Source organism: Plantactinospora sp. CA-294935, assembly GCF_050936445.1.
Lineage (GTDB): Bacteria > Actinomycetota > Actinomycetes > Mycobacteriales > Micromonosporaceae > Plantactinospora.
This window is the reverse complement of the sequence record NZ_JBNJMU010000001.1, coordinates 7,734,069-7,751,389: the sequence shown is the minus strand read 5'-3', so window position 1 is coordinate 7,751,389 and position 17,321 is coordinate 7,734,069. Positions and strand designations below refer to the sequence as shown.

Genomic DNA, 17,321 nt, shown 5'->3' with positions numbered 1-17,321 from the left:
GCCATGCCGCCAGGCGCACCTATATGCGCAACAGTGGGACCGTAGCCGTACGACACTCGGGAGGGCAATGTTCCCGGAAATGCCCTACTGCGCCATTCGCGGAATTCGATGTTCCCGTGCTGTTCCCATGGCGGCAGGACTTCCGAAAACGACTAAGGCCGCTGACCTGAGTTCTGCCAGGTCAACGGCCTTCTATCGTGGGTATCAAGATCGTGTCCGAGGGGGGACTTGAACCCCCACGCCCTATACGGGCACTAGCACCTCAAGCTAGCGCGTCTGCCATTCCGCCACCCGGACCTGCACTACGTCGCCTAAAGACGGCCGGGGCGAATGATCTCGCCTGTCGGCCGCTTGCGGCGCCGCACGGGGGACAACTGTACACGGCACCGATGGATCACGCACGGCGGCATACCCCTAGCCATCCGGGGACTCACTACCCGCAGAATTCGGCGACATGATGGTCTCCCGCAGCAACCCGGATGGCCCTGCATGTTACTCCCGGTTACCGCCATGTCACGATTGTCCCGGCGGGGAGTACCGCCCACCTGGCGGAGCAGTGCCCGCTGGACGCCGGAGGTGTTCCGGTCGGTCCGGGTGACGTCGGCGCACAGGTGGATCAGGTCGCCGTGAACACCATGATCGCGCTCGGTTCGATGGGTGTCGGCCCGGCACACGGGGTCCGTACCGTGATCTATGTCGTCAGCGCGGACCGGCACGTGCTTGCCGAGGTTTGGCGGCGCTTCCGGGCTCCCCGCTCGCCCCGGCGTTCACCGCCGCCAGCACCCTGCTCGGGGTGGCTCAACTCGGTTATCCCGGCCAGTTGGTCGGACTCGACGTTACCGCTGCCCTGTCTGTATGACAGCCTGGGCGTGGCGACGTGACCACGCCGACGGGGGGTAACCCTCCGTGCTGAGGGTGTGTCAATGGCGACGGATCATGGGGATGTCTCACGTGCCTGTTGGCCGCCGGCTCGACGAGCATGATCGTGCGGCCGCCGGGCGCGATCCGCTCAACACCCGCCAGGCAGCCAGGTCAGCCGCCGTCGAGTACGGCGTCCTGGAGGGTCCGGCCACCGGGGCTGGTGCCGGGAGTCGGCCGGCTTCCGCCGGTGGCGAAGGTGCCAACCGGCTCTGCCCGTTCCGGCCGAGGGGATGGGTGCGGCGACGCGTTCGGCCACCTCGACGCCGCAGTTCGACAGCCACCGGCCTGGCCGGGAGGAGACCGGTGGACGGTTCCTGTCATGTCCGCGGTTCTGTGGGTGGGCATCCCCAGTACCCCTTTAACCTATCGGATAGATAGGATTCCTGGGTGCCTGCGCACCAACACCCCGACCGCCCCGGGGTGGCCGTGTCCGGCGCCAGGGTGACCGCTGTGGACGGCCGGGCGACACCGGCCACCGGACGAGGCGCTGGACGCGGCGCCGGACGGAGGAACACGTGAGCGAGATCGTCGTCATCTCCGGTAACCCGCGACCTGGGTCGCGTACCCGACGGCTCGCCGTCTCGGTGGCCGAGGAGGTGGTCCGGCGGGAGAGCGCCACGCCACCGGTCGTTCTCGACCTGGCGGAGTACGGGCCGGCCCTGCTGGTACCCGACGATTCCGGGGTGGCGGACGGCGTGGCCACGGCGCGGGCGGCCCGGGTCCTGGTGGTGGCGACCCCGACCTACAAGGGCAGCTACACCGGAGTGCTGAAGGTCTTCCTCGACCACCTGCCCTACCAGGGGCTGGCCGGAGTGGTTGCGGTGCCGGTCACCGTCGGCGCCACCCCGGCCCAGGCCGCCCAGTCGGAGCGGCACCTGCGCGGCCTGCTCGCCGAGCTCGGCGCCGAGGTGCGACCCGGCCTGGCGGTGCCGGAGTCCGGCCTCGGCGACCCGGACCTGGCCGCCGGCTATGCCGCCACGCTGCCCGTCCGAGCCTGACGCGCTGGTTCGCCGCCGGCCGGCTCCGATCCGACGTCTACGAGGCCGCCCGATCACCGCCCTACTGGTCCGGGCGCGCCGGTTGCCGTCGCCGACCCAGGCCGCAGGGTCGACGCGCTGGTCGCTGTCATCGGTCCGGACAGGTGGGTCGACGCGCTGGTCGCTGTCATCGGTCCGGGCCCGCCGGGGCGCGTCGCGGTTGTGGCCGTCGGTCCGGGCACACCGTCCACGCCGTGGTCTCCGTGGCCGGTCCGGCATGCCGGACCGATCTCCCCGGTGTGGTGGAACCGGGCGTCCTCCGGATAGTTCCCGGTCGCGTACGGGCTGCCGGGCCGCCGTCCCGGGTACGGTCGCCGGCCGGCAGGGTGGGCACCGGCCGGTCAGGTGCCCGCGCCGCCGGCCTGGTCCGGGCGTACGCCGAGCCGGTCGAGCAGGTGCCGGCGCAGCGGACCGAAGCCGGGATGGTCGGGGGCACGGGGCCGGCTCAGCGGTACTGGTGCGTCCTCCACGATGCGTCCGTCGTCGAGTATGAGGGTGCGGTCGGCCAGCAGCAGTGCCTCGTCCACGTCGTGCGTGACGAGCAGCGCGGCGAAGCGGTGCTCGGCGTGCAGCCGACCGAACAGGGTCTGCATCTTCAGCCGGGTGAGCGCGTCCAGCGCCCCGAACGGCTCGTCGAGCAGCATCAGTACCGGCTCGCGGACCAGCGCCCTCGCGAAGGCGACCCGCTGGGCCTGGCCGCCGGAGAGTTCGGCCGGCCACGCCCGGCCGCGCTCGGCGAGCCCGACCTCGGCGAGCGCGGCGTCGACCCGCTGCCGTACCCCGGGGCCCGACACGCCGAGTGAGACGTTGTCGGCCACCCGTTTCCAGGGCAGCAACCGGTGCTCCTGGAAGACCACCGCCTGGCTGCCCGCCCGGGTGATCTCACCGGTCGCCTCGGGGTCGAGCCCGGCCAGGATGCGCAGCAGGGTGCTCTTGCCGGAGCCGCTGCCGCCGAGCAGCGCCACCACTTCACCAGGCGCGATGGCGAGGTCGACGCCGTCGAGGACGACCGTCTCACCGAACGCCCGGCGCACCCCGTGCGCGGTGACGACCGGCCGGGCGGCAGTGCTCAGACCGCCTGGAGTCCGCGTCGCCATGTCAGCGTCCTCCTCTCCGCCATCCGCAGCGCCAGATCGGAGAGCAGGCCGAGTAGCGCGTAGACGAGGAGGCCGAGCAGGACCACGTCGGTCTGGCTGAACTCGCGGGCCTCCATCATCAGGAAGCCGATCCCGGTCTGCGCGTTCACCTGCTCACCGACCACCAGACTCAGCCAGGCGGCGCCGAGGGCCAGCCGCAGGCCGAGGAAGAGTGACGGCAGCGCGCCCGGGAGTACGACGTGCCGGATCCGGGCCAGTTGGCCGAGTCCACAGGTACGGGCCGCCTCGACCAGGCGTTCGTCGATGTCCCTGATCCCGGCGTACGTGTTGAAGTAGATCGGGAAGAACGCGCCGAGGGCCACCAGCGTGATCTTCAGCGGCTCGCCGATTCCGACCCAGATGATCAGCAACGGCACCAGCCCGAGGTGCGGCAGCATCCGGGCCATCTGCACCGGCGGGTCGACGAGGTCGTCGCCGAGCCGGAGCAGGCCGGCCATCGCGCCCAGTACCAACGCCAGTGTGCCGCCGACCGCCAGCCCGATGCCGGCCCGGGTCAGCGAGTCGAGCAGGTGCACGCCGAGGGTGCCGTCCCGGGCGAGCCGCCAGCCGGTCTCGACCACGGCGCTCGGCGCGGAGAGCTTCTCCGGAGGCAGTAGTCCGGTCTGGGACGCCGCCTGCCAGCTCAGCAGGAGCGCGACCGGGGTGAGGGCGCGCCGCCAGCGTCGGCCCGGTCCCGATCTGCGGTCGGACCGCGGGGTGCCGGCCGGGGCTGCCGGCGACCGGGTGGGCTGTTCGACCAGGGTGTCCGTCACCGGAACACCTCGCCGAACCGGTCGTCCACCAGGGACACCATGTCGACCCGCTCGGGGATCAGCTCCAGTGTGGTGAAGCCGTCCGCGATCGCCTGGAGTTCGGCGCCGATCTCGGGGGTCACCGGGGCGAGCGGCTTGGCGCTGCGGGCCAGCGCACGGGCGGTGGTCGGTTCGTCGATCTTCAGCTCGGGTGCCAGGATCCTCGTCCGCTGCTCCGGGTTGGCGATACCCCAGTCGGTGACGCCGCGGTACGTCCCGAGGAACTTCCGGATCTGGTCGGGCTTGCGCTCCAGCGCCTCCGGCGAGACGAGTATGTACTCGCGGTTGCTGGCCAGCCCGGTGGCGTCAGCCAGGATCTTCACCCCGGGCTGCTCGGCCAGCGCGAAGTACGGGTCCCAGATGATCCAGGCGTCGACCTGGTCGTTGTCGAACGCCGGACGCGCCTCGGCCGGCTTGAGGTACTTGACGTTGATGTCCCCGAGTGTCATGTGGTGCGCTTCCAGGAGCTTGACCAGCAGCCAGTTGACGTTCGACCCCTTGTTCAGGGCCACCGTCCTTCCCTTCAGGTCGGCGAAGCTGCGGAAGCCCTTGGCCTCCTTGACCAGCACCGCCTCGCCCTGCGGCACCGGTTCCGACGTACCGATGATCTGGAACTTGATTTTTCCGGCCGCGGCGAAGACCGGCGGCGCCTCGCCGACCTGGCCGATGTCGATCGCTCCCGCCTTGAGCGCCTCGGTCAGCGCCGGTCCGCTCTCGAACAGCGACCACTTCGCGTCCGGAGCCTCCCCACGGGCCTTCACCAGGCTGAGTCCGCCGAACCGTTGGTAGCCGACGCGCAACTCGCCGGAGTCGGCGCCGGCGCTCTCGTCGCCGCATCCGGCGATCGCTCCGGTCGCCGCCAGCGCCAGCGCGAGCAGGCCGGCGAGGAGGGAACGTGGTCGGCGGGCGGAGCGGAGGATCGGATTGGTGGGCCGGCGGCGGCCGGCGTCCTCGGATCGCCGGGTGGCGTCGGATCGCCGGGTGGCGTCGGATCGGCGGCCACCGGCTTTGAACCGCCGAGCACCGTCGTCGGATCGGCGGCCACCGCCCTGCGACCGGCGGGTGGTGTCTTCGGACCGATGGCGGGGGTGGGGAGGGCTGAGGGTGCGGTGGGACATCGGGATGCTCCTGGAAGGGTGTGAGATCCGGCCGGCCGCATCGGCCCGGCGTGGCCGGGCCGGGTGGCTTAGCCTACTAAACCGATAGGATTTATGGATAGGGTATCGGGATCGGAGATCGGAACGGCGGCACCGGCCGGTGCGCAACCGCCGCGGTCCGCCGACGCCTACCTTGTCCCGCCCGCGACCCGGGCGCAGCCTCACCGGAGAGACACCATGACCCTCACCTTCCACTGGTTCCTGCCGACCTACGGCGACAGCCGGGACATCGTCGGCGGCGGGCACGGCCTGCCGGCAGGTACCGCCGGAGGCGCCCGGCCGGCCACCGTGGCGTACCTCGGGCAGATCGCCCGGACCGCCGAACAACTCGGCTTCGTCGGCGCGCTCACCCCCACCGGCGCCTGGTGCGAAGACGCCTGGCTGGCCACCGCGATGCTCACCGAGCTCACCGAGCGGCTGAAGTTCCTGGTGGCGTTCCGGCCCGGCCTGACCTCGCCGACCCTGGCCGCCCAGATGGCCTCGACCTTCCAGCGGCTCTCCCGCGGCCGTCTGCTGCTCAACGTGGTCACCGGCGGGGAGTCGCACGAGCAGCGCGGCTACGGCGACTTCCTCGACAAGGACGCCCGGTACGCGCGTACCGACGAGTTCCTGCACGTCGTACGGGCGCTGTGGCGAGGGAAGACGGTCAGCCACACCGGGGAGCACCTGCGGGTCGAGGAGGCCCGGTTGAACCGGCTGCCCGACCCCACCCCGCCGATCTACTTCGGTGGCTCCTCCAAAGCCGCCGGCCCGGTGGCGGTACGGCACAGCGACGTGTACCTGACCTGGGGCGAGCCGCCCGCGCAGGTGGCCGGGAAGCTGGCCTGGATCCGGGGGCTGGCCGCCGAGGCCGGTCGGGAACTCCGGTTCGGTATCCGGCTGCACGTCATCGCGCGAGACACCGCCGAGGCGGCCTGGGCACAGGCGCAGCGGCTGCTCGACGGCATCGCCGACTCCAGCGTCACGACCGTCCAGGCCGGACTGGGTCGCAGCGAGTCCGAGGGGCAGCGCCGGATGCTCGCACTGCACGGCGGTTCCCGGGACCGGCTGGAGGTGTCGCCCAACCTCTGGGCCGGGTTCGGGCTGGTGCGCGGGGGTGCGGGTACGGCACTGGTCGGCAGCCACCAGGAGGTGGCCGACCGGATCGCCGAATACCACGCCCTCGGCATCACCGAGTTCATCCTCTCCGGACATCCGCACCTGGAGGAGGCGTACTGGGTCGGCGAGGGTGTGCTGCCGATCCTGCGCCGGCGCGGGCTGTGGCAGCATCCGGCCGGTGACGCGTCGGCACCGGTTGCCGAGGTGCCGTTCGCGGCCTCGACGTCGAACGGCGCCGCCGGCACCCCGGGCGGCGCCGGCCGGTGAGCGACCGCTGGTCGGCCGCAGTCCGGCCGACCCCGCCTCGTGCCCGGCGGCGGTGGCCGGGCACGACCGGCGGCGGTGGCCGGGCACGACCGGCGGCGGGCGCATGCCGGTGGATGAGCGGGCCGGCAGTGTCCGCCGCGGGCACGCCGTCCGTCGGGTGATCGGCGGGGTCGGCGGCAGCCGGGTTTCCGCTCGTCGTGGTGTGCCGGGGGAGGTGGCGGGTGGTCACCGGATAGCGGCCGTGACGTTCCCGGCGCCCGCGCCACCATTCCGGAAAACCGTTCCGTCGTCTATCCGGGCATCGTCCGGCTCCGCCGGACTCCGGCGACTTTGGGTACGCCCCGCCCGCCGCGATTGTTCACAATGTTATTGGCAATAGTGTTGCCCGCACCTATGATCGGTCTGCCTCCGACAAGCATTGCGGCTTCCGCTCGGGGACGTACCGACGTACTCGCGGAACCGCTCGGAAAGGATTGTCGATGACAGCGTCTCCGATCGGGCGGGGTCCGATCCTCGTGGTAAGCGCACACGCCGCCGACTTTGTCTGGCGCGCGGGTGGCGCCATCGCGCTCGGCGCCTCCCGGGGCCAGCAGGTCCACGTGCTGTGCCTCACCTTCGGTGAGAAGGGCGAATCCCAGGGGTTGTGGAAGCAGCCCGGGATGACCCTGGAGCGGGTCAAGGAGGCGAGACGCGACGAGGCGGGCCGGGCGGCGAAGGTGCTCGGCGCCGAGATCGAGTTCCTCGACGCCGGGGACTACCCGCTGCGGGCCACGGACGACCTCTACGACAGCGTCGTCGCGACCATCCGCCGGGTCAACCCGGCCGTGATCATCACCCATCCGACCAAGGACCCGTACAACCTGGACCACGCGCTGACCCACGAGATCGTGCTCCGGGCCCGGATGGTGGCCCAGGCCGCCGGGCACGACCGGGACAGCCGGCCGATCGGCGCACCGAACGTGTTGCAGTTCGAGCCGCACCAGCCCGAGCAGTGCGGCTTCGTGCCGAACCTGCTGCTGGACATCAGCCCGGTCTTCGAGCGCAAGGTCGAGGCGATGCGGATCATGGGCGCCCAGGGGCACCTGGTCGCGTACTACACCGATCTCGGCGTACGGCGCGGGGTGCAGGCGGTCCGCAACGGCGGCGACCGGTCGATCACGCACGCCGAGGCGTACCAGCGGGTCTTTCCGGTGGTCGGAGGCGAGCTGCTGTGACCGGCCACATCATCGTCCGTACCGACGCCGCACCGCCGGCCGACGCCGTCGCCCAGCTCGCCCGGCAGGGCGTGTCGACGGTGCACGAGGCCCAGGGCCGCACCGGGCTGCTCGGGCACCTGCTCCGGCCGATCTACCCCGGCGCCCGGATCGCCGGCCGGGCGGTCACCGTCTCGGCCCAACCGGGCGACAACCTGATGATCCACGCGGCGGTCGAGCAGACCCGGCCCGGCGACGTACTCGTGGTCGCCTTCACCTCGCCCAACACGGACGGTGCCTTCGGCGAACTGCTGGCCACCTCGCTACGGGCCCGGGGCGTCCTCGGCCTCGTCATCGACGCCGGCTGCCGCGACGTGGCCGCGCTCACCGAGCTGGGGTTCCCGGTGTGGTCCCGGGCGGTCTCCGCGCAGGGCACCGTGAAGGCGAGCCCGGGCTCGGTGAACGTCCCGATCGTGCTCGGCGGCGCCTACGTGCGCCCCGGCGACGCGATCGTGGCCGACGACGACGGGATCGTGGTGGTGCCGCGCGAACGGGCCCGGGAGGTCGCCGCGGCCGGGGCCGAGCGCGAGGCCAAGGAGGAGGAGAAGCGCCGGCAACTCGCCGACGGCGTGCTGGGGCTGGACATGTACAACCTCCGCCCGCTGCTGGACCGGCTGGGCGTCCGGTACGTCGACGCCAGCGAGCAGGGCGACACGGCGACCACCGGTGCCGACCCGGCCGCGACCGGCGCCGGGTCCACCGACCCCGCCTGACCGGTACCGGACCGCACGCCCCGACCAGCCCATGCTCGCCCCGCCCGGCCGGCCGCGGACTCCCGCGACCGCCGGGCGGCGAGCCGCACCGAGGAGGCCACCGCCGAATGGAGTTTCTGGTACGGCAGCTCAACCGGATGCCGGCCGACGAGGAGTCCCGCCGGCTCCGCGAGGAACTGCGCCCACGCGAGCGCGAGGTCGCGCAGCAACTGCGGGACGCGGGCATCCTGCGCCGGCTCTGGCGGGTGCCAGGCACCCAGCACGCGATCGGGCTGTACGAGGCCGAGGACGCCACGGTGCTGCACGACGCGCTGTCGTCGCTGCCGATGTTCCCGTGGCTGGAGATCGAGATCCAGCCGCTGGCGGTGCACCCGCAGGAACGCAAGGTCCCGCCCGGGCCGGCCGCCGTCCCCGGTACGGCCGGATAGCCGCCGGTCCACCGGGGCGTACCCGGCAATTCGGGTCCTCGGGTCGGGTCGGGGCGGCCGGATGCGTCAAATGACGTAGCCGGACCCGTCCCGACCGGCCAGGCCGGCCCGTCATTTGCGTATCGACCCGCCCCCGCCGGCTTCCCTATTTTCTACCTGACAGGTTCCTCTACCCGACGGGACAGGGCGGCTGGCGGCATCACGGAATCCGGGAGGATCGTCACCACGATGGCATTCGAACCACTGATCGACCCGACCGGTAACGGCGATCTCACCTCGAACACCACTCTGGCCCCCCGGCCGGGCACATTACGCGGCCGCACTCTCGGCCTGTTGAACAATACCAAGCCGAATGCGGCGGTCCTGTTACAGGAAGTCGGCGAACAACTCAAGCGCGGATACGGCGTACGCGAGGTGGTTCTCTACACCAAGCCCTATTTCGGTACGCCGGTCGAGCAGACCCAGATCGAGCGGATCGTGCAGGAGTGCGATTTCGCCGTCGCGGCGGTCGGCGATTGAGGCTCCTGCAGCGCGGCCAGTCTGGCCGACGGAGTTCTGCTCGAACGCGCCGGGATCCCGACGGTGAGCGTCTGCACCGACGCCTTCCGGGTGCCCGCCGACGCGATGGCCAAGGCGCTCGGGTTCCCCGGGTTCGAGTACGTGACCGTTCCGCATCCGGTGGCGAGCCTGACGCTGCCCGAGGTACAGGAGAGGGTGCGAGAGATGTTGCCCCGGCTGCTGCGGATCCTGGGAGTGGAGCAGTGACCACCGCCGCTGCCCGTCCCGGGGCCGGCGGCGGCCCGGACGGCTCCGCGCCGCCGGCCCCGGAAACGGCGTCGATCCCGGCTGTCCCGGCGTCGATCCCGGCTGTTCCGGGGGCGACTCCGGCTGTTCCGGGGGCGATCCCGGCTGTTCCGGGGGCGATCCCGGCTGTCCCGGGGGCGACTCCGGCTGTCCCGGGGGCGACTCCGGCTGTTCCGGCGGCGATCCCGGCCGTCCCGGGGGCGATCCCGGGTCCGGCGGCGGACGTGTCGACCCCGACCGCCCCGGTGGCCCCGGATCCGGCAGCGGTGTCGACCGCGTTCGACCCGGTCTCGGCGCGGCAGGTTATCGAGCACTACTACGACCAGGGCTGGACCGACGGGCTGCCGGTGGTGCCCTGCTCGGAGAGCCTGCTCGCCGAGTTCCTCGCCCAGGTCGACGCCGACCCGGACGAGACCGTCTTCGCGATGCCGCACCTCAACCGGACCTGCTCGGTACGGCTCGCCGCGGTCAACGCCGCGATGGCCGGCTGCCGTCCGGAGTACTTCCCGGTGGTGCTGGCCGCCTGGGCGGCGCTGACCGAGGAGGGGTACGCCGGCAAGGGCATCTGGCAGAGCACCACCGGCAACGGCACCATGCTGGTCGTGAACGGACCGGCCCGGGAGCGGCTCGGCATCAACAGCCGGGGCAACATCTTCGGCTCCGGCTTCCGGGCGAACGCGACGATCGGCCGGGCGATCCGGCTGACTGCGATCAACGCGTTCGGGCTCCGCCCGCACGTCCTCGACCAGGCCACCCAGGGGACCCCGGCGAAGTACACCTGCTGCATCGCCGAGAACGAGGAGGAGAGTCCCTGGCCTGCGCTGCACGCCGAACTCGGCTTCCCGCCGGGAGAGAGCACGGTGACCGCGATGATGGTCCGCTCGATCGTGCACATCGAGGCCCGGCACACCATCGAGGCGGACCAGTTGCTGGGCGACCTCGCCAACACGGTCGCCCGGACCGGCGCCCTGGTGCACGAGACGATCAGCGCCTGCGTCGTACTGGGGCCGGAGCACGCGCACCTGCTGGCCCGAGCCGGGCTGTCCAAAGCGGACGTACGCCGGGCGCTGTTCGACAGGGCGGTGCACAGCAGGGCTTCGCTGGACGCGGTCGGCAAGGGCGCGGTCTCCCGGAACACCCGCTGGCGGATTCCCCGGGACCACCCGGACGCGGTACTGGACGGCGAGACGGACCAGGTCCGGGTGCTCAACTCCCCGGACGCGGTGCTGGTCGTCGTCGCCGGTGCCTCCAACGCGGGCGTCTCGGCGGTGGCCGAGACGTTCGGACCCCGCGGTGGTCGCCCGGCCACCGCCCGAGTGAAGGATGCGCGATGAGCACTGAGCAGAAGGATCCGGCCCTGGACGCCGCGTTCGCCGACATCGTGACCGTACTGGCCCGGGACGGCTACGCCGCAGCCTGGGAACTGGGCCCGGACGGCGCGGTGACCTTCCGGGTCGCCGCCACCGAGAACGCCTGCGCCGAGTGCCTGGTCCCGGCCCCGGTCATGGAGGCCATCCTGGGCAGCGCGCTGGAGGGCACCGGCTACCGGGTCGGCCGGGTGGAACTCCCCGCCGAGCACTGAAGGCTCGGCGGCGACCGCGACGAACTCGGCGGCGACCGCGACGAACTCGGCGGCGGTCCGCACCGTGGCGGTGGGCGCCCACCCCCGCCACCCGACCGGCGTGGCCACCACGGGGTGAGAGCCCCGGCCAGTACCACCCGCGTGAAAGGCGATCCATGGCATCCCGAGAGTCCCAGATCCGCGAACCGGAACGCGCCACCCCGGTACGCGGCGAGTACGACGTGGTGGTGGTCGGCGGGGGCCCGGCCGGGCTGATGGCCGCCGCCGCGGCGGCCCGGACCGGCCGTTCGACGATCCTGGTGGAGCGGTACGGCTTCCTCGGCGGAGCCGGCACGATGGGTGGGCTGAGCACCTTCTGCGGGCTGCACGCCCGGGTGCACGGCGAGCACCGCCGGGTGATCCGGGGACTCGCCGACGAACTGCTGGACCGGCTGGAGCGGATGGACGGGCTCAACGCCCCGCACCTGTCCGTCGCCGACCGGATCATGGCGCAGGCGTTCGACATCTCGGCGTACAAGATGGCCGCCGACGACCTCGTGCTGGCCGGCGGCGGCAGGCTGCTCTTCCACGCCATGGCGGTCGGGGTGTCGATGGCCGGCCCGACCGAGATCGACGCGGTGATCGTCGAGTCGAAGTCCGGCCGCAGCGCCATCCGGGGCCGGGTCTTCGTCGACGCCTCCGGCGACGGCGACCTGGCCGCCTGGTCCGGAGCACCGTACGAGGTCTCGCCGAACCTGCTCTATCCGTCGCTGATGTTCCGGATCAACGGGGTGGACGCGGGCCGGGCCGGCGAGGCGTGGACGACCGTCGCCCGGCTGATGGACGAGGCGGAACGGGCCGGCACGCACACCTTCCCCCGCAAGAAGCCGATCGTCCGGCCGCAGCGCAATCCGCTGGAGTGGCGGGCCAACCTGACCCAGTTGAGCAACCCGGACGGCAGCGCGGTGGACGGCACCGACGTCGACGGGCTGACCCACGGCGAGATCCAGGGCCGTCGGCAGGTACGCGACGCCTTCGCCTTCATCCGGGAGCACACCCCCGGCTTCGAGGACGCGTACGTCGTCGACCTCTCGCCCCAGATCGGCATTCGGGAGACCCGGCGGATCGTCGGGCCGTACCAGCTCACCGAGGACGACATCCTGGACTGCGTCGACTTCCCGGACACCATCGGGGTGAACGGCTGGCCGGTGGAGGCACACGTCGCCGGGGACGTCGAGTTCCGGTTCCCCCGCGCCGACCTGGCCTCACGCGGGTTTAACCAGCTCCCGTACCGGATGATGCTGCCGCAGGTGGTGCAGAACCTCTTCGTGGCCGGCCGGTGCGCCTCGATGACCCAGCGCGGCCAGTCCTCGGCCCGGGTCACCGGGCCGTGCTTCGCGATGGGCCAGGCCGCCGGCACCGCCGCCGACCTCGCCCTCTCGGCCGGGGTGCCGCTGCGCGACGTCGACGTGGCGACCCTGCAGAAGCGGCTGGCCGACGACGGCGCCTATCTCGGCACCGACCTGCCGCCGGACCCGGTCGCCGCATCCGCCCCATCCGCATCCGCCGACGGCGGCGGCGGCCCGGAGGGTCCCCGCACCGCCGCCGGGGCACCGCGATGACCCGGCCGCTGCGCAGCAACTTCGAGCCGGGCACCACCCGGTGGGCGATGCGCCGGGCCCAGTGGCGGGCCATGGGGCTGAGCGCCGAGGACGAGGTCAAGCCGAAGGTCGCGATCGTGAACAGCTCGTCCGGGCTGGCCAGTTGCTTCAGCCACCTGGACGGCATCGTCGCGCCGCTCAAGGCGGCGATCAGGTCGGCCGGCGGCGTGCCGTTCGAGGTACGCACCGCCGCACCGAGCGACGCGATCACCAGCGCGGGCCGGGCCGGACAGTACATCCTGCCCAGCCGCGACCTGGTGGTGCACGACATCGAGGTGGCGGTCGAGGGAGCCCAGCTCGACGGCATGGTCTGCCTCGCCTCCTGCGACAAGACCGCGCCCGCACACCTGATGGCCGCCGCCCGGCTCGACCTGCCGACCATCGTGGTGGCCTGCGGCTACCAGGCGACCGGCCGGTACCGGGGCGAACACGTCGACTTCGAGGACATCTTCCTGCGGGCCGGGCACGTCGCCAGCGGGCGGCTCACCGTGGCGGAACTCGGCGAGATGAGCGAGTGCGCGATCGGCGGCCCCGGGGTCTGCGCCGGGATGGGTACCGCCAACTCGATGCACATCGCCTGCGAGGCGCTCGGGATGGCGATGGCCGGCAGCACCCCGGTGCGGGCCAACGGCGACCGGATGTGGCGGGCGGTGCACCGGGCCGGTACCCGGATCGTCGAACTGGTCGACGAGGACGTCCGGCCGAGGCAGATTCTCACCCCGGACGCGTTCCGCAACGCGGTGACCGCGATCCTGGCGGTCAGCGGATCGGTCAACTGTCTCAAGCACCTCCAGGCGGTGGCGGTGGAGGCCGGCTGCGACGTCGACATCTGGCGCCTCTTCGAGGAGTTGGCCGCCGACGTACCGCTGTTGACCGGGGTCAAGCCGAACGGCGACCGGCACGTCGACGAGTTCGAGGACGCGGGCGCCACCCCGGCACTGCTCAAGCAGCTCGCGCCGCTGCTCCGGCTGGACGCGCCCACCGTCACCGGCCCCCGGCTCGGCGAGCTGCTGTCGGACGTGCGGGTGGCCGACCCCGAGGTGATCCGGCCGCTGGACGACCCGCTGGCCCGACATCCGGCGATCGTCGTGGTCCGCGGTTCGCTGGCGCCGGACGGAGCGATCATCAAGCGTACGGTCGCCGACGACGCCCCGCTGCGGTTCCGCGGACCGGCCCGGGTCTTCACCTCCCGGGAGGAGGGGCTGGCCGCGATCCGGCGCGGCGAGGTACGCCGGGGCGAGGTGCTGGTGCTGCGCGGGCTCGGTCTGCGCGGCTCGCCCGGAATGGGACTGACCTCCGCCTTCGTCTTCGCGCTGGACGGCGCGGGCCTGGGCGAACACGTCGCGGTGATCACCGACGGACAGCTATCCGGCCTGGTCAACAAGGGGCTGGTGGTCGGCGAGGTGGCGCCGGAGGCGGCGACCGGTGGCCCGTTGGGGCTGGTCGAGAAGGGCGACGAGATCCTGGTCGACGTCCGGGAACGCCGCGTCGAGCTGCTGGTGGACGAGGAGATCCTGGCCGCGCGCCGGGACCGCCTCCCGCTGCCTGTCCCGGCCGTCGGCTGCGGCTGGCTCGACGTGTACGCCCGGGAGGTCGGTCCGCTGACCGAGGGCGCCACCCTCGGCGGCCGGCTACCGCAACCGACCGCCGGCAGCGGCGGCGGGCCCTGAGCCGGCGGCGGTGGGCACTTGACGCTCGCCATATCCTGGTCGAACCACGTTATCGCTGGTCAGCACGGCAATCGTCGGCCGGCGGGGCAGGACGGACCATGACGACGGCGTTTCCGCGAGCCCGGACCGGGCCCGCCGCCCCGGGCCCCGAACTCGCGCTGCTCCAGGCCGTCGGACGGGTCGCGGCCGGCGGGCTGGCACTGCTGGACGACCGGCACCGGGTGGTCTGGCTCAGTCCCGGCGCCGCCAGCCTGTTCGGTGAGCCGGCGTCGGCGCTGCTCGGCCGGCCCTGGCCGTGGGAGCTGGCCCCCCTCGACGACGCCCCGCCGGGCCGCCCGGCACCGACGGAGTACAAAGACGACAGCGACCTCCCCGCCCAGGCGCTCGTGGATCCCGGTCAGGGGCTTGTCGACCGTGCCGGTCAGGGGCTTGTCGACCGTGCCGGTCAGGGGCTTGTCGACCGTGCCGGTCAGGGGCTTGTCGACCGTGCCGGTCAGGGGCTTGTCGACCGTGCCGGTCAGGGGCTTGTCGACCGTGCCGGTCAAGGGTTCGCCGACCGTCCCGGTCGGGGGCTCGTGGACGTGCTCGCCGGGCGGGAGCCCGGTCCGCACGACGCCTGGGTCAGCCTGGACGGCGCGGGGGTCCGGCGCGTGGTGCGGTACCGGGCCGCCTGGGTGCAGGTGGACGGCGCCCGGCGGGTGGTCGTCTCGATCACCGACCTGACCGAGACCCGCCGCCAGCAGCGCAGGCTCGCCGCCGTCGCCCGGGCCGCGTCGAGCGTCGCGGACGCGGGCCAGCTCAGCGCCACCCTCGACGCGCTGGCCGGGGCGGTCTTCGAGTCCACCGGGCTGGCCGCGGTGCAGATCCTCACCCTGCACGGCGAGGAGCGCGAACTGCGGATGATGGGCGAGGCCGGGTTCTTCGACATCGCGGGCTTCAGCGAGAAGCTCGCCGAGTGCCGTCGCCGGGGCGCCGAACTCAAGATGCTCGAGGCCGCCGTGCGGTGCGAGCCGGTCGTCGTACTGCACCGCAAGCCGGACATCATGTCGGATCCCGCCTGGGAACCACTGCACGAGATCATGGGGGCCGTCGACTGGGACAGCTTCGTCAGCATGCCGCTGTCGGCCCGGGACTCCTGTGTCGGAGTGCTGAACGCCTTCTTCACCCCCGGCGAGGACCCCGGCCCGGCCGAACTGGAGTTCCTGGCCGCCATCGCCGACCAAGCCGCGATGGCGGTCGACTACGCCGGGCTGCTCGCCGCCTCCCGCGACGAGGTACGCCGGGAGGAACGCCAGCGCCTCGCCCGGGACCTGCACGACTCGGTGGTGCAGCGGGTCTTCTCGATGCGGATGCAGTCCACCGCGCTGCGGGCCAGGATCAACCAGCGGGCACCCGAGTTCGCCGGCGACCTCGGCCCGATCGCCGACGAGCTGATCACCCTCTCCCGGACGGCGCTGGCCGACCTCCGCGACCTGATCTTCGAGCTGCGCCCGGCCGAGCTGGTCGACGCCGGCCTGCTGGAGGTGCTCCGGATGCACGTGCGCTCCACCGAGGCACGCACCGGGATGCGGATCAGGATCGCGCTGCCGGAGTCGCTGGAGGGTGTGCCGACCGAGGCGCAGGAGGACCTGTACCGGATCGTCCAGGAGGCGCTGAACAACGTGGTGAAGCATGCCCGGGCGGAGACCGCCTGGGTTCGGCTGCGGGTCACCGGCCCGACCGGCGAGGGACTCGAACTCGACGTACGCGACGACGGGTGCGGCGACGGCCGGCGCGGCAACCACACCCTGGGGCTGGGTCTGGTGTCGATGAAGGAACGCGCCCAGCGGTGGGGCGGGTCGCTTCAGGCGGGCCGGCTGCCCAGCGGTGGGTTCCGGGTCCGGGCCGCCTTCCCCCGACTGCTGGCCGGCGCCGAACCCGGTGCCGGCGACCGCGAGCAGAGGAGCCGGCTTGACCGACCGTGATGCCCGGATCGGCGTACTGGTGGTGGACGACCACGCGGTGGTACGCCGTGGCCTGCGCGCCTACCTCGAGGTGGTGGACGGGATCGACGTGATCGCCGAGGCCGGCGACGGGCAGGAGGCGCTCGACCGCATCGCCCGGTTGACCATCGAGCAGCGGGCGCCCGAGGTGGTACTGATGGACCTGGTCATGCCCCGGATGGACGGGATCGCCGCGACCCGGGAGATCGCCCGCCGTCACCCCGAGGTGCGGGTGGTGGTGCTGACCAGCTTCGGTGAGGTGGAGCGGGTGCAGACGGCGTTGCAGGCCGGCGCCGCCGGCTACCTGCTCAAGGACGCCGAGCCGGAGGAGGTCATGCAGGCCATCTTCGCGGCCGCCCGGGGCGAGGTGCACCTCGACGCGGCGGTGACCCGTCGACTGACCCGGCAGATGGTCTCCCGGGACGTCGGGCTCTCCGCGCTCACCCCACGGGAGCGGGACATCCTCGCATTGGTCGCGCAGGGGCGGTCGAACCAGCAGATCGCCGAGCAGCTGGTGATCAGCGAACGGACCGCGCGTACCCATGTCAGCCACGTGCTGAGCAAGCTCAACCTCTCGTCCCGGACCCAGGCCGCGCTGGTCGCGATCCGGGAGGGGCTGGTGCCGCCACCCGGTGCGGACTGACGCCGAACAGCGGGCGCGGACAGCCACGCGGACGCGGGCGCGGCCCCGAATGCGGGCCCGACTGCCGCCCGAACGCGACGGATGACGTAGCCGGACTGCTACAGAGTGTCCGGCGGGTGCCGTCATTCGCGTGAGGCCCGTGGCCGTTCGGCCGACCTAGTCTCGCCATGAACTCTTT

15 protein-coding genes and 1 tRNA gene are annotated in these 17,321 nt (G+C 72.5%); 12 read left to right on the top strand and 4 right to left on the bottom strand.

Annotated elements, in window-relative coordinates:
* Positions 1 to 213 precede the first annotated feature (213 nt).
* A tRNA-Leu gene (locus ACQEVC_RS33965) sits at positions 214 to 297 on the bottom strand.
* 1,139 nt (positions 298 to 1,436) lie between these two features.
* On the opposite strand from ACQEVC_RS33965, the gene ACQEVC_RS33960 reads away from it, so the two are divergent.
* A complete protein-coding gene (locus ACQEVC_RS33960) occupies positions 1,437 to 1,919 on the top strand; it encodes an NADPH-dependent FMN reductase (protein WP_432885983.1) in 483 nt (160 codons plus the stop codon).
* Positions 1,920 to 2,299: 380 nt separating this feature from the next.
* Here ACQEVC_RS33960 and ACQEVC_RS33955 read toward each other — a convergent pair whose 3' ends face one another.
* Genes ACQEVC_RS33955 through ACQEVC_RS33945 form a run of 3 tightly spaced genes read right to left on the bottom strand, consistent with a single transcriptional unit; the run spans position 2,300 to position 5,024 of the window.
* Positions 2,300 to 3,055 (bottom strand): ABC transporter ATP-binding protein, encoded by a 756-nt coding sequence (locus ACQEVC_RS33955; RefSeq protein ID WP_432885980.1) that lies wholly within the window; start codon positions 3,053 to 3,055, stop codon positions 2,300 to 2,302.
* On the bottom strand, positions 3,028 to 3,867 hold the full coding sequence (locus ACQEVC_RS33950) for an ABC transporter permease (RefSeq protein ID WP_432885977.1): 840 nt from the start codon (positions 3,865 to 3,867) through the stop codon (positions 3,028 to 3,030). Before ACQEVC_RS33950 ends, ACQEVC_RS33955 begins: the two co-directional genes overlap by 28 nt.
* Positions 3,864 to 5,024 (bottom strand): aliphatic sulfonate ABC transporter substrate-binding protein, encoded by a 1,161-nt coding sequence (locus tag ACQEVC_RS33945; protein ID WP_432885973.1) that lies wholly within the window; start codon positions 5,022 to 5,024, stop codon positions 3,864 to 3,866. Before ACQEVC_RS33945 ends, ACQEVC_RS33950 begins: the two co-directional genes overlap by 4 nt.
* Before the next feature lie 216 nt (positions 5,025 to 5,240).
* Here ACQEVC_RS33945 and ACQEVC_RS33940 point away from each other — a divergent pair, with 216 nt between their 5' ends.
* The 11 genes from ACQEVC_RS33940 to ACQEVC_RS33890 all read left to right on the top strand — a co-directional run bounded on the left by ACQEVC_RS33940 (position 5,241) and on the right by ACQEVC_RS33890 (position 17,143).
* Entirely contained in the window at positions 5,241 to 6,428 is a 1,188-nt protein-coding gene (locus ACQEVC_RS33940) for an LLM class flavin-dependent oxidoreductase (RefSeq protein WP_432885971.1), read from the top strand.
* A 479-nt stretch (positions 6,429 to 6,907) separates the two neighbouring features.
* Positions 6,908 to 7,642, top strand: a complete 735-nt coding sequence (locus ACQEVC_RS33935; protein WP_432885968.1) for a PIG-L deacetylase family protein — start codon at positions 6,908 to 6,910, stop codon at positions 7,640 to 7,642.
* A complete protein-coding gene (locus tag ACQEVC_RS33930; RefSeq protein ID WP_432885965.1) occupies positions 7,639 to 8,394 on the top strand; it encodes a 4-carboxy-4-hydroxy-2-oxoadipate aldolase/oxaloacetate decarboxylase in 756 nt (251 codons plus the stop codon). Before ACQEVC_RS33935 ends, ACQEVC_RS33930 begins: the two co-directional genes overlap by 4 nt.
* Positions 8,395 to 8,501: 107 nt before the next feature.
* Positions 8,502 to 8,822 carry a muconolactone Delta-isomerase gene (locus tag ACQEVC_RS33925; protein ID WP_432885963.1) on the top strand — a complete coding sequence of 107 codons (321 nt, stop codon included), beginning with the start codon at positions 8,502 to 8,504 and terminating at the stop codon, positions 8,820 to 8,822.
* Positions 8,823 to 9,050: 228 nt separating this feature from the next.
* On the top strand, positions 9,051 to 9,587 hold the full coding sequence (locus tag ACQEVC_RS33920; RefSeq protein ID WP_432885960.1) for a UGSC family (seleno)protein: 537 nt from the start codon (positions 9,051 to 9,053) through the stop codon (positions 9,585 to 9,587).
* A 263-nt stretch (positions 9,588 to 9,850) separates the two neighbouring features.
* Entirely contained in the window at positions 9,851 to 10,960 is a 1,110-nt protein-coding gene (locus tag ACQEVC_RS33915) for a hypothetical protein (protein ID WP_432885958.1), read from the top strand.
* Positions 10,957 to 11,208, top strand: coding sequence for a hypothetical protein (locus ACQEVC_RS33910; RefSeq protein ID WP_432885955.1), 252 nt, complete (start codon positions 10,957 to 10,959; stop codon positions 11,206 to 11,208). The genes ACQEVC_RS33915 and ACQEVC_RS33910 overlap by 4 nt, the downstream gene beginning before the upstream one ends.
* Before the next feature lie 155 nt (positions 11,209 to 11,363).
* Positions 11,364 to 12,809, top strand: coding sequence for an FAD-dependent oxidoreductase (locus ACQEVC_RS33905; RefSeq protein WP_432885952.1), 1,446 nt, complete (start codon positions 11,364 to 11,366; stop codon positions 12,807 to 12,809).
* Positions 12,806 to 14,518 (top strand): dihydroxy-acid dehydratase, encoded by a 1,713-nt coding sequence (locus ACQEVC_RS33900; protein ID WP_432885950.1) that lies wholly within the window; start codon positions 12,806 to 12,808, stop codon positions 14,516 to 14,518. The genes ACQEVC_RS33905 and ACQEVC_RS33900 overlap by 4 nt, the downstream gene beginning before the upstream one ends.
* Before the next feature lie 98 nt (positions 14,519 to 14,616).
* Positions 14,617 to 16,482, top strand: coding sequence for a sensor histidine kinase (locus ACQEVC_RS33895; protein ID WP_432885947.1), 1,866 nt, complete (start codon positions 14,617 to 14,619; stop codon positions 16,480 to 16,482).
* Complete coding sequence (locus ACQEVC_RS33890) at positions 16,469 to 17,143, top strand: response regulator (RefSeq protein WP_432885945.1); 675 nt, start codon at positions 16,469 to 16,471, stop codon at positions 17,141 to 17,143. The genes ACQEVC_RS33895 and ACQEVC_RS33890 overlap by 14 nt, the downstream gene beginning before the upstream one ends.
* The last annotated feature ends 178 nt before the right edge of the window (positions 17,144 to 17,321 follow it).